At 54.4% G+C, this 10,884-nt stretch carries 23 protein-coding genes; all 23 read left to right on the top strand.

The window, feature by feature from the left end:
• Positions 1-178: 178 nt before the first annotated feature.
• Positions 179-490, top strand: a complete 312-nt coding sequence (rpsJ, locus tag FGA82_RS07880; RefSeq protein WP_003186070.1) for a 30S ribosomal protein S10 — start codon at positions 179-181, stop codon at positions 488-490.
• Positions 491-570: 80 nt separating this feature from the next.
• On the top strand, positions 571-1,206 hold the full coding sequence (rplC, locus tag FGA82_RS07875; RefSeq protein WP_003228738.1) for a 50S ribosomal protein L3: 636 nt from the start codon (positions 571-573) through the stop codon (positions 1,204-1,206).
• 12 nt (positions 1,207-1,218) lie between these two features.
• Positions 1,219-1,821, top strand: coding sequence for a 50S ribosomal protein L4 (gene rplD, locus FGA82_RS07870; protein ID WP_007918468.1), 603 nt, complete (start codon positions 1,219-1,221; stop codon positions 1,819-1,821).
• Positions 1,818-2,117 (top strand): 50S ribosomal protein L23, encoded by a 300-nt coding sequence (rplW, locus tag FGA82_RS07865; RefSeq protein ID WP_002555488.1) that lies wholly within the window; start codon positions 1,818-1,820, stop codon positions 2,115-2,117. The genes rplD and rplW overlap by 4 nt, the downstream gene beginning before the upstream one ends.
• 14 nt (positions 2,118-2,131) lie before the next feature.
• On the top strand, positions 2,132-2,956 hold the full coding sequence (rplB, locus tag FGA82_RS07860) for a 50S ribosomal protein L2 (protein WP_003228734.1): 825 nt from the start codon (positions 2,132-2,134) through the stop codon (positions 2,954-2,956).
• 16 nt (positions 2,957-2,972) lie between these two features.
• On the top strand, positions 2,973-3,248 hold the full coding sequence (gene rpsS / locus FGA82_RS07855; protein WP_011336172.1) for a 30S ribosomal protein S19: 276 nt from the start codon (positions 2,973-2,975) through the stop codon (positions 3,246-3,248).
• An 11-nt stretch (positions 3,249-3,259) separates the two neighbouring features.
• Positions 3,260-3,592, top strand: coding sequence for a 50S ribosomal protein L22 (gene rplV / locus FGA82_RS07850; protein WP_003103908.1), 333 nt, complete (start codon positions 3,260-3,262; stop codon positions 3,590-3,592).
• Between the two features lie 13 nt (positions 3,593-3,605).
• Positions 3,606-4,292: a 30S ribosomal protein S3 gene (gene rpsC, locus FGA82_RS07845; protein ID WP_003176422.1), complete on the top strand. Its 687-nt coding sequence runs from the start codon at positions 3,606-3,608 to the stop codon at positions 4,290-4,292.
• 12 nt (positions 4,293-4,304) lie between these two features.
• Positions 4,305-4,718: a 50S ribosomal protein L16 gene (gene rplP, locus FGA82_RS07840; protein WP_007896757.1), complete on the top strand. Its 414-nt coding sequence runs from the start codon at positions 4,305-4,307 to the stop codon at positions 4,716-4,718.
• Positions 4,718-4,909: a 50S ribosomal protein L29 gene (gene rpmC, locus FGA82_RS07835; protein ID WP_002555481.1), complete on the top strand. Its 192-nt coding sequence runs from the start codon at positions 4,718-4,720 to the stop codon at positions 4,907-4,909. The genes rplP and rpmC overlap by 1 nt, the downstream gene beginning before the upstream one ends.
• 2 nt (positions 4,910-4,911) lie before the next feature.
• Entirely contained in the window at positions 4,912-5,178 is a 267-nt protein-coding gene (gene rpsQ / locus FGA82_RS07830; protein ID WP_003194644.1) for a 30S ribosomal protein S17, read from the top strand.
• A gap of 23 nt (positions 5,179-5,201) precedes the next feature.
• On the top strand, positions 5,202-5,570 hold the full coding sequence (gene rplN / locus FGA82_RS07825; protein ID WP_002555479.1) for a 50S ribosomal protein L14: 369 nt from the start codon (positions 5,202-5,204) through the stop codon (positions 5,568-5,570).
• Positions 5,571-5,581: 11 nt separating this feature from the next.
• Positions 5,582-5,896 carry a 50S ribosomal protein L24 gene (rplX, locus tag FGA82_RS07820; RefSeq protein WP_008081905.1) on the top strand — a complete coding sequence of 105 codons (315 nt, stop codon included), beginning with the start codon at positions 5,582-5,584 and terminating at the stop codon, positions 5,894-5,896.
• 20 nt (positions 5,897-5,916) lie between these two features.
• The gene (gene rplE / locus FGA82_RS07815) at positions 5,917-6,456 is read left to right on the top strand and encodes a 50S ribosomal protein L5 (RefSeq protein WP_003176415.1); all 540 of its coding nucleotides are present in this window, start codon (positions 5,917-5,919) and stop codon (positions 6,454-6,456) included.
• Positions 6,457-6,469: 13 nt separating this feature from the next.
• A complete protein-coding gene (rpsN, locus tag FGA82_RS07810; protein WP_003228726.1) occupies positions 6,470-6,775 on the top strand; it encodes a 30S ribosomal protein S14 in 306 nt (101 codons plus the stop codon).
• A gap of 209 nt (positions 6,776-6,984) precedes the next feature.
• The gene (gene rpsH / locus FGA82_RS07805) at positions 6,985-7,377 is read left to right on the top strand and encodes a 30S ribosomal protein S8 (RefSeq protein WP_077574736.1); all 393 of its coding nucleotides are present in this window, start codon (positions 6,985-6,987) and stop codon (positions 7,375-7,377) included.
• Between the two features lie 12 nt (positions 7,378-7,389).
• Positions 7,390-7,923 carry a 50S ribosomal protein L6 gene (gene rplF / locus FGA82_RS07800; RefSeq protein ID WP_003176412.1) on the top strand — a complete coding sequence of 178 codons (534 nt, stop codon included), beginning with the start codon at positions 7,390-7,392 and terminating at the stop codon, positions 7,921-7,923.
• Between the two features lie 10 nt (positions 7,924-7,933).
• Entirely contained in the window at positions 7,934-8,284 is a 351-nt protein-coding gene (rplR, locus tag FGA82_RS07795) for a 50S ribosomal protein L18 (protein WP_003186037.1), read from the top strand.
• 3 nt (positions 8,285-8,287) lie between these two features.
• Positions 8,288-8,788, top strand: a complete 501-nt coding sequence (gene rpsE / locus FGA82_RS07790) for a 30S ribosomal protein S5 (protein ID WP_003186035.1) — start codon at positions 8,288-8,290, stop codon at positions 8,786-8,788.
• A gap of 2 nt (positions 8,789-8,790) precedes the next feature.
• A complete protein-coding gene (gene rpmD, locus FGA82_RS07785) occupies positions 8,791-8,967 on the top strand; it encodes a 50S ribosomal protein L30 (protein WP_003176408.1) in 177 nt (58 codons plus the stop codon).
• A 3-nt stretch (positions 8,968-8,970) separates the two neighbouring features.
• Entirely contained in the window at positions 8,971-9,408 is a 438-nt protein-coding gene (rplO, locus tag FGA82_RS07780) for a 50S ribosomal protein L15 (protein ID WP_003228720.1), read from the top strand.
• Positions 9,409-10,737 carry a preprotein translocase subunit SecY gene (secY, locus tag FGA82_RS07775; protein ID WP_003228718.1) on the top strand — a complete coding sequence of 443 codons (1,329 nt, stop codon included), beginning with the start codon at positions 9,409-9,411 and terminating at the stop codon, positions 10,735-10,737.
• Positions 10,738-10,764: 27 nt separating this feature from the next.
• Positions 10,765-10,881 (top strand): 50S ribosomal protein L36, encoded by a 117-nt coding sequence (rpmJ, locus tag FGA82_RS07770; RefSeq protein ID WP_002555468.1) that lies wholly within the window; start codon positions 10,765-10,767, stop codon positions 10,879-10,881.
• The last annotated feature ends 3 nt before the right edge of the window (positions 10,882-10,884 follow it).

Genomic DNA, 10,884 nt, shown 5'->3' with positions numbered 1-10,884 from the left:
GTAGCCAAAATCATCGAGTAATTCTCTTTTTAGAGTTTGCTTGATGCTTTGAAAAAGCCCCCGCTCAGCGGGGGCTTTTTTATTGGGTTGACACCTATCTGGGGCGTCTATAGAATTGCGCCTCCTTTTAACGGGCGTATTGCGCTCGGTGGGAATAGCAGCCGGAGTCTGAAATCCAATGCAAAATCAGCAAATCCGTATCAGGTTGAAGGCTTTCGACCATCGCCTGATCGACCAATCAACCCAGGAAATCGTGGAAACCGCGAAACGTACTGGTGCTCAAGTGCGTGGTCCAATTCCACTGCCTACCCGTAAAGAGCGGTTCACCGTTCTGGTTTCTCCGCACGTCAACAAAGACGCGCGCGACCAGTACGAAATCCGCACTCATAAGCGCGTTCTGGACATCGTCCAGCCAACGGATAAAACCGTTGATGCTCTTATGAAGCTTGATCTTGCGGCCGGTGTGGAAGTGCAGATCAGCCTCGGCTAAGACTCGGTCTTAGTCGTGTAACGCTCTGAAATGGGCGGCCATAGCGGGTGAAAGCCCCGTACACTCATGAGGTTTACAACATGACTATTGGTGTAGTCGGTCGTAAATGCGGTATGACCCGTATTTTCACCGAAGAAGGTGTCTCCATTCCGGTCACGGTCATTGAGATCGAGCCGAATCGCGTCACCCAGTTCAAAACTGAAGAGACCGATGGCTATCGTGCAGTGCAAGTCACTGTCGGCGAGCGTCGTGCTTCGCGTGTAACAGCAGCTCAGGCTGGCCACTTCGCTAAGGCGAACGTTGCCGCTGGTCGCACCACCATGGAATTCCGTCTTGAAGAAGGCGAGTACCAGGCTGGCGATCTGATCAACGCTGAAATCTTCGCCGCTGGTCAACTGGTTGATGTAACCGGTCAGTCCAAGGGTAAAGGCTTCCAGGGTACGATCAAGCGTTGGAATTTCCGCGGGCAAGATAACACCCACGGTAACTCCGTATCCCACCGCGTCCCAGGCTCTATCGGCCAGTGCCAGACTCCTGGTCGTGTATTCAAGGGCAAAAAAATGTCCGGTCATATGGGCGCTGAGCGCGTGACCGTGCAGTCCCTGGAAGTAGTGCGCGTGGACGCTGAACGCAATCTGTTGTTGGTCAAGGGTGCTGTTCCTGGCGCTACTGGCGGCAACCTGGTTGTACGTCCAGCAGCCAAGGCTCGCGGTTAAGGGGAAGCTGACATGCAATTAAATGTAAATGACGCTCAAGCGATCGAAGTTTCCGAACTGACATTTGGCGGCGAATTCAACGAGACGCTGGTTCACCAAGCAGTCGTGGCCTACATGGCTGGCGGCCGTCAAGGTACCAAGCAGCAGAAGACCCGTTCCGACGTTCGTGGTGGCGGTAAGCGCCCATGGCGTCAGAAAGGTACTGGCCGTGCTCGTGCCGGTACTATCCGTAGCCCAATCTGGCGTGGCGGCGGTACCACTTTTGCAGCGCGTCCACAGGATCACTCCCAGAAGCTGAACAAGAAGATGTATCGCGCAGCAATGCGTTCCATCCTTGCTGAGCTGGTGCGTACTGATCGTCTGGTCGTGGTTCAGGATTTCGCTGTTGAAACTCCGAAAACCAAAGATCTGCTGGGCAAGCTGAACAACATGAGCCTGACCGATGTTTTGATCGTGTCGGACGCTGTTGATCAGAACCTGTACCTGGCTGCTCGTAACCTGCCGCACGTAGATGTACGTGACGTTCAAGGTTCCGATCCAGTTAGTCTGATCGCATACGACAAGGTGTTGATCACCGTGTCGGCCGTGAAGAAATTCGAGGAGCTGCTGGGATGAACCAGGAACGCGTATTTAAAGTTCTGCTTGGCCCGCACGTTTCCGAGAAGGCTACGGTTCTGGCAGACAAGAAAGGCCAGTTCGTTTTCAAGGTTGCTACTGACGCAACCAAGCTGGAAATCAAGAAGGCCGTCGAAAGCCTGTTCAGCGTGAAAGTAGAGCGCGTCACTACCCTGAATGTTCTGGGTAAGAGCAAGCGCACTGCTCGCGGTCTGGGCAAGCGTAATGACTGGAAGAAGGCAGTTATCTCCCTTCAGCCAGGCCAAGATCTCGATTTCAGCAGCAGTGCTGAGTAAGGAAGGGGTGCATCATGGCAATCGTTAAATGCAAACCGACTTCCCCTGGCCGCCGTTTTGTGGTCAAGGTGGTCAACCAGGAGCTGCATAAAGGCGCTCCTCACGCACCGCTGCTCGAGAAAAAATCGAAGACTGGTGGTCGTAACAACAATGGCCGTATTACCACGCGTCACATCGGTGGTGGTCATAAGCAGCATTATCGTATGGTCGATTTCCGTCGCAACGACAAAGATGGCATCGTCGCCACTGTCGAGCGTATCGAATACGATCCAAACCGTACTGCTCACATCGCACTGCTCTGCTACGCAGACGGCGAGCGCCGCTACATCATCGCCCCTAAAGGCGTGAGTGCTGGCGACCAGCTGATCGCAGGTGCTCTGGCTCCAATCAAGCCAGGCAACGCTCTGCAACTGCGCAACATTCCAGTCGGTTCTACCGTACACGGCATCGAACTGAAGCCAGGTAAAGGCGCACAGATCGCTCGTTCCGCTGGTGCTTCGGCTCAGCTGATCGCTCGTGAAGGCGTTTACGTTACCCTGCGTCTGCGTTCCGGTGAAATGCGTAAAGTCCTGGCTGAATGCCGTGCGACCCTGGGCGAAGTCTCGAACTCCGAGCACAGCCTGCGTTCGCTGGGTAAAGCTGGTGCCAAGCGCTGGCGTGGCGTTCGCCCAACCGTTCGTGGTGTTGCCATGAACCCGGTTGACCACCCACATGGTGGTGGTGAAGGTCGTACCTCTGGTGGTCGTCATCCGGTATCGCCATGGGGCTTCCCGACTAAGGGCGCGAAGACTCGTGGTAATAAGCGTACCGACAAAATGATCGTCCGTCGTCGCAAGTAAATAGAGGGATACGACAGTGCCACGTTCTCTGAAAAAAGGTCCTTTTATTGATCTTCACCTACTGAAGAAGATCGAAGTGGCGGCGGAAAAGAACGATCGCAAACCAATTAAGACTTGGTCGCGTCGTTCGATGATCCTGCCACAAATGGTCGGTCTGACCATCGCAGTACACAACGGTCGTCAGCACGTCCCAGTTCTCGTTAACGAAGACATGGTCGGCCACAAACTGGGCGAGTTCGCCGGTACCCGCAACTATCGCGGGCACGTGGCTGACAAGAAAGCCAAGCGTTAAGGGGTTAGGAAATGGAAGTAGCCGCTAAGTTGTCGGGCGCTCGAATCTCCGCCCAGAAAGCCCGCTTGGTCGCCGACCAGATCCGCGGGAAGAAGGTGGGCGAAGCGCTCAACTTGTTGGCTTTCAGCAGTAAGAAAGCCGCCGAGATCATGAAAAAAGTGCTGGAGTCGGCCGTAGCCAACGCCGAGCATAACGAAGGCGCAGACGTTGATGACCTGAAGGTCAGCACCGTTTTCGTCAACGAAGGGCGTTCGCTGAAGCGCATCATGCCACGTGCCAAAGGCCGTGCTGATCGCATCGTCAAGCGGTCTTGCCATATCACTGTCAAGGTTGCTGACAAGTAACGGAGTCGAAGAGATGGGTCAGAAAGTACATCCCATTGGCATTCGCCTGGGAATCGTCAAGGAGCACACCTCCGTCTGGTACGCAGACGGTCGGACTTATGCGGACTACTTGTTCGCAGATCTGAAAGTGCGTGAGTATCTCCAAGACAAACTAAAAAGCGCGTCCGTAAGCCGTATCGATATCCATCGTCCGGCCCAAACTGCACGTATCACCATCCACACCGCTCGTCCAGGTATCGTTATCGGGAAGAAAGGTGAAGATGTTGAGAAACTGCGTCAGGACCTGACCAAGCAAATGGGTGTGCCTGTGCACATCAATATCGAAGAGATCCGCAAGCCGGAGCTCGACGGTATGCTGGTTGCGCAGAGCGTAGCTCAGCAGCTGGAGCGTCGTGTAATGTTCCGTCGCGCTATGAAGCGCGCAGTTCAGAACGCCATGCGCATTGGTGCCAAGGGCATCAAAATCCAAGTGAGCGGTCGTCTCGGCGGTGCTGAAATCGCACGTACTGAATGGTATCGCGAAGGTCGTGTGCCATTGCACACCCTGCGTGCCGACATCGACTATGCCAACTACGAAGCTCACACCACTTACGGTGTGATCGGTGTAAAGGTTTGGATCTTCAAAGGCGAAGTAATTGGTGGTCGCCAAGAAGAGCTGAAACCACAAGCACCAGCGCCTCGTAAAAAAGCTGCTAAGTAAGGGGTACGCCAAATGTTGCAACCTAAGCGTACGAAGTTCCGCAAGCAGATGACAGGCCACAACCGTGGTCTGGCTCAGCGCGGTAGCAAAGTCAGCTTCGGCGAGTTCGCGCTGAAGTCTGTAGCTCGTGGTCGTCTCACCGCTCGTCAGATCGAGTCAGCGCGTCGTGCTCTGACCCGTCACGTTAAACGTGGCGGCAAGATCTGGATCCGTGTATTCCCGGACAAGCCTATTTCCAAAAAGCCCCTCGAAGTTCGTATGGGTAAAGGTAAGGGTAGTGTGGAGTACTGGGTTGCCCAGATTCAGCCAGGCAAAGTCCTGTATGAAATCGAGGGTGTTTCTGAAGAGCTGGCGCGTGAGGCTTTTGCCCTGGCTGCTGCAAAGCTGCCGCTCGCCACCGCCTTTGTTAAACGGACGGTGATGTGATGAAAGCGAATGAACTTCGTGAAAAATCCGCACAGCAGCTGAACGAGCAACTGCTCGGCTTGCTGCGCGACCAGTTCAATCTGCGTATGCAGAAAGCAACTGGCCAGTTGGGGCAGTCTCATCTGCTCTCGCAAGTTAAGCGTGACATCGCTCGCGTGAAGACTGTGCTCAACCAGCAGGCAGGTAAGTGATCATGGCTGAAGCCGAAAAAACTGTCCGTACGCTGACTGGCCGTGTTGTCAGCGACAAGATGGACAAAACCATCACCGTACTGATCGAGCGTCGCGTAAAGCACCCGATCTACGGTAAATACGTTAAGCGTTCGACTAAGCTGCACGCGCACGACGAAACCAACCAGTGCCACATCGGCGACAAAGTCACTATTCGTGAAACTCGTCCTATGGCCAAGACCAAGTCTTGGGCGCTGGTTGATGTTCTCGAACGCGCTGTGGAAGTCTAAGGACTAGGGGTCGGAGAAATTATATGATTCAGACTCAATCCATGCTCGATGTGGCCGATAACAGCGGCGCTCGCCGTGTTATGTGCATCAAGGTGCTGGGTGGCTCCCATCGTCGTTACGCTGGTATCGGTGACATCATCAAAGTTACCGTGAAGGAAGCAATTCCTCGCGGTAAAGTGAAAAAAGGCCAAGTGATGACTGCTGTTGTAGTCCGCACTCGTCACGGCGTACGTCGTGCTGATGGCTCCATTATCCGCTTTGATGGCAACGCTGCTGTTCTTCTGAACAACAAGCAAGAGCCGATCGGCACCCGTATCTTTGGGCCAGTGACCCGTGAACTTCGTACTGAGAAGTTCATGAAGATCGTCTCGCTCGCCCCAGAAGTGCTGTAAGGAGATCCGACATGCAAAAGATTCGTCGTGACGACGAGATCATCGTGATCGCCGGCAAAGACAAAGGTAAGCGCGGTAAGGTGCTTAAGGTTCTTGCTAATAACCGTCTGGTTATTAGCGGTCTGAACCTGGTCAAGCGTCATACCAAGCCTAACCCGATGTCGGGCGTGCAAGGCGGTATCGTCGAAAAAGAAGCTCCACTGGACGCTTCTAACGTCGCCATTTTCAACGGCGAAACCAACAAGGCTGACCGCGTTGGTTTCAAAGTAGAAGACGGCAAGAAAATTCGTGTCTTCAAGTCGACCCAAAAAGCGGTTGATGCTTGAACACTGCTAGGTAGAAGACCATGGCACGACTAAAAGAGATTTACTGGAAGGAAATCGCACCGAAGCTTAAGGAAGAACTTAAGCTTTCGAACGTGATGGAAGTTCCACGCGTTACAAAGATCACCCTGAACATGGGTCTGGGCGAAGCTGTTGGTGACAAAAAAGTCATCGAGCATGCTGTTGCTGACCTGGAAAAGATCACCGGCCAAAAAGTCGTTGTGACCTACGCTCGTAAATCCATCGCTGGCTTCAAAGTCCGTGAAGGATGGCCGATCGGCGTCAAAGTGACTCTGCGCCGTGAGCGTATGTATGAGTTCCTGGATCGTCTGCTGTCGATCTCCCTGCCTCGGGTTCGCGACTTCCGCGGCCTGAATGCCAAGTCCTTCGATGGTCGTGGCAACTACAGCATGGGCGTGAAAGAGCAGATCATTTTCCCGGAAATCGACTACGACAAGATCGATGCTCTCCGCGGTCTGGACATTACCCTGACCACCACTGCCAAGAACGATGATGAAGGCCGCGCTCTGCTGCGTGCTTTCAAATTCCCGTTCCGCAACTGATTGGAGTAGGAAAATGGCCAAGAAGAGCATGAAAAACCGTGAGCTGAAGCGTCAGCTCACCGTTGCCAAGTACGCCACCAAGCGTGCAGCGCTGAAAGCTATCATCGTTGATCTGAACGCAAGTCCAGAAGCGCGTTGGGAAGCTACCGTAGCTCTGCAGAAGCAACCACGTGACGCAAGCGCTTCGCGCATGCGTAACCGTTGCCGCCTGACTGGTCGTCCGCACGGCGTTTACCGCAAGTTCGGCCTTGGCCGTAACAAGCTGCGTGAAGCTGCAATGCGTGGTGACGTACCAGGTCTGGTTAAAGCCAGCTGGTAATTGCTGTCAAAGTCTCGATGTTCGGGTTCACAAGAACCTGACCATCGGTGGCCTTGAATCTGAATCAAGCCCCTTTTGGGGCTTGATTCATTTCTGGGGTGTGTCTAGAATGACCGGCTCGCCTGAGCCCGTGTTTTTCATGCCCGGAAGTTCTCGGCGACAAGTAGTAGCCGCAAGGCTAATTTTTCTGTATTAGGAGCGTCTAGCCCATGAGTATGCAGGACCCGTTAGCGGACATGCTAACTCGAATCCGTAATGCCCAGATGGCTGAAAAGTCTGTCGTAAGCATGCCATCTTCCACGTTGAAGGCGGCTGTAGCAAAAGTCCTGAAGGACGAAGGTTACATCGCGGATTTTCAGATCACCACCGACGCTAAGCCGTCGTTGTCCATCGAGCTGAAGTACTTCGAAGGCCGTCCGGTTATCGAAGAAGTGAAGCGCGTTAGTCGTCCAGGCCTGCGTCAGTACAAGTCCGTTGAAGATCTGCCGAAAGTTCGTGGCGGTCTTGGCGTGTCTATCGTCTCCACCAACAAAGGTGTGATGACGGATCGTGCTGCGCGCGCTGCCGGTGTCGGCGGCGAAGTTCTTTGCACTGTGTTCTAAGGGGGGATAAGCATGTCTCGCGTCGCTAAGAACCCCGTTAAGCTGCCAGCCGGTGTCGAAGTAAAATTCGCAGGCCAACAGCTTTCGGTGAAGGGTGCCAAGGGTACTCTTGAACTGAACATCCATTCGTCCGTTGAGATCGTTGAAGAGGCTGGTGAGCTGCGTTTCGCTGCTCGCAATGGCGATCAACAAACTCGCGCAATGGCCGGTACCACGCGTGCGTTGGTAAACAACATGGTCCAAGGCGTAAGCCAAGGCTTCGAGCGCAAGCTCCAGCTGGTCGGTGTTGGTTACAAGGCGCAAGCAAAAGGCACGGTTCTGAACCTGGCCCTTGGCTTCTCGCACCCAGTGGATTACGAACTGCCGGAAGGCATCACCGCTGAGACTCCTAGCCAGACCGATATCCTGATCAAGGGCATCGACAAGCAGCTGGTAGGTCAAGTGGCCGCTGAGATCCGCGACTTCCGTCCACCAGAGCCGTACAAAGGCAAAGGTGTGCGCTACGCGGACGAAGTCGTCCGTCGTAAAGAAGCCAAGAAGAAGTAGGGCATAGCAAATGACCGACAAAAAAGTTACTCGACTGCGTCGCGCTCGCAAAGCACGCCTGAAAATGCACGAACTAGAAGTCGTGCGTCTCTGCGTGTTCCGCTCGTCGCAGCACATCTACGCCCAGGTCATCTCGGCCGACGGCAACAAAGTCCTGGCAAGCGCCTCGACTTTGGATAAAGAACTGCGTGATGGCGCCACTGGCAACATCGACGCGGCCACAAAGGTTGGCCAGCTGGTCGCTACGCGTGCTAAGGCCGCGGGCGTCTCGCAAGTGGCTTTCGACCGCTCTGGCTTCAAGTACCACGGCCGCGTTAAAGCGCTGGCTGATGCTGCTCGTGAAGCTGGGCTGGAGTTCTAAGTTATGTCAAATAACGACCAAAAGCGCGACGAAGGCTACATTGAGAAGCTGGTTCAAGTTAACCGCGTAGCCAAAACCGTTAAAGGCGGCCGTATCTTCACTTTCACCGCGTTGACCGTGGTTGGTGATGGTAAAGGGCGTGTTGGCTTCGGCCGTGGCAAGTCGCGTGAAGTGCCTGCTGCGATCCAGAAGGCAATGGAAGCTGCTCGCCGCAACATGATCCAAGTTGATCTGAACGGCACCACTCTGCAGTACGCAATGAAGTCCGCTCACGGCGCTTCGAAGGTGTACATGCAGCCTGCTTCTGAAGGTACCGGTATCATCGCTGGCGGCGCTATGCGTGCTGTCCTCGAAGTTGCTGGCGTTCAGAACGTTCTGGCCAAGTGCTACGGCTCGACTAACCCGGTAAACGTGGTTCACGCCACTTTCAAAGGTTTGAAAGCTATGCAGTCTCCTGAATCCATTGCCGCCAAGCGTGGCAAAAGCGTCAAGGAGATCTTCTGATCATGGCTACCGTTAAAGTAACGCTGATCAAAAGCATGACCGGCCGCATCCCTAACCACAAACTGTGCGTTAAGGGTCTGGGTCTGCGTCGCATCGGTCACACTGTAGAAGTCCAGGATACTCCCGAGAATCGCGGGATGATCAACAAGGCTTACTACATGCTGCGTGTCGAGGGTTAATCGATGAAACTCAATGATCTGAGTCCAGCGCCGGGTTCCCGTCGCGAAAAGCATCGTCCGGGCCGTGGTATCGGTAGCGGTTTGGGTAAGACTGGTGGCCGTGGTCACAAAGGTCAGACCTCCCGCTCCGGTGGCACCATTGCTCCAGGCTTTGAAGGCGGTCAACAGCCGCTGCATCGTCGCCTGCCGAAGTTCGGTTTCGTTTCCCTGAAAGCCATGGATCGCGCAGAAGTGCGTCTTTCCGAACTGGCTAAAGTGGAAGGCGACATCGTCACCGTGCAGTCCCTGAAAGATGCCAACGTGATCAACGTCAACGTACAGCGTGTGAAAATCATGCTGTCCGGTGAAGTGACTCGCGCTGTCACTATCGGCAAGGGAATCGGCGCCACCAAAGGTGCGCGTGCGGCTATCGAAGCAGCTGGCGGCAAGTTCGAGGAATAAATGGCTAAGCAAGGTGCTCTCTCTGCGCTCGGCAAAGGCGGTATGTCTGAACTCTGGGCTCGTCTGCGTTTTCTGTTCCTGGCGATTATCGTCTACCGAATAGGCGCACACATCCCGGTTCCAGGTATCAACCCGGACCGACTCGCAGACCTGTTTCGACAGAATGAGGGGACCATTCTTAGCTTGTTCAACATGTTCTCCGGCGGCGCGCTGGAACGGATGAGCATCTTTGCACTGGGGATCATGCCGTACATTTCGGCATCGATCATCATGCAATTGATGACAGCCGTCAGCCCGCAGCTGGAGCAGTTGAAGAAGGAAGGTGAAGCTGGCCGTCGCAAGATTAGCCAGTACACCCGCTACGGCACCGTCGTCCTCGCTCTCGTTCAGGCTATTGGCATGTCCATTGGTCTGGCGGGGCAGGGCGTTGCGTTCACTGGTGACTTTGGCTTCCATTTCGTCGCGGTATCCACGTTTGTGGCTGGTGCGATGTTCATGATGTGGCTGGGTGAGCAGATTACTGAGCGTGGTGTAGGCAACGGTATCTCGATGTTGATTTTTTCGGGTATCGTCGCCGGTCTTCCGAGAGCAATCGGGCAGTCTTTCGAGTCTGCGCGTCAGGGTGATATCAACATCTTCGCCTTGGTTGCCATCGGTTTGCTGGCAGTAGCGATTATCGGTTTCGTGGTGTTCATTGAGCGTGGTCAGCGTCGTATTGCTGTTCACTACGCCAAGCGTCAGCAAGGCCGCAAGGTTTTTGCTGCACAGACAAGCCACTTGCCGCTTAAGGTGAACATGGCCGGCGTTATTCCGGCTATCTTCGCGAGCAGCATTTTGCTGTTCCCGGCTTCGTTGGGTGCCTGGTTCGGTCAGTCTGAAGGTATGGGCTGGTTGCAGGACATCTCGCAGTCGATCGCTCCTGGTCAGCCGTTGAATATTCTGCTGTTTAGTGCAGGGATTATTTTCTTCTGCTTCTTCTATACGGCGTTGATGTTCAATCCGAAAGACGTAGCGGAAAACCTGAAGAAGTCCGGTGCCTTTATTCCGGGCATCCGTCCAGGTGAGCAGTCTGCGCGCTACATTGATGGCGTTCTGACTCGCTTGACCATGTTCGGTGCTCTTTACATGACGGCCGTGTGCTTGTTGCCCCAGTTCCTGGTGGTTGCAGCAAACGTTCCGTTCTACCTTGGCGGGACCTCGTTGCTGATCGTGGTCGTGGTTGTGATGGACTTCATGTCCCAAGTACAATCGCACCTCGTTTCGCACCAGTACGAATCCCTGATGAAGAAAGCCAACCTGAAGGGTTACGGCAGCGGCATGTTGCGCTGAGTACCCATAAGGTTCGAGGAGTTGGTGATGAAAGTTCGTGCATCGGTGAAAAAGCTGTGCCGTAACTGCAAGATTATTCGCCGCGAAGGTGTTGTTCGAGTAATTTGCAGCGCGGAACCGCGTCACAAACAGCGCCAAGGCTGAGTG

The organism is Pseudomonas fluorescens (genome assembly GCF_005938625.1).
Lineage (GTDB): Bacteria > Pseudomonadota > Gammaproteobacteria > Pseudomonadales > Pseudomonadaceae > Aquipseudomonas > Aquipseudomonas fluorescens_BD.
Note: the sequence above shows the minus strand (reverse complement) of the source record. Positions and strands in the feature narration are given on the sequence as shown.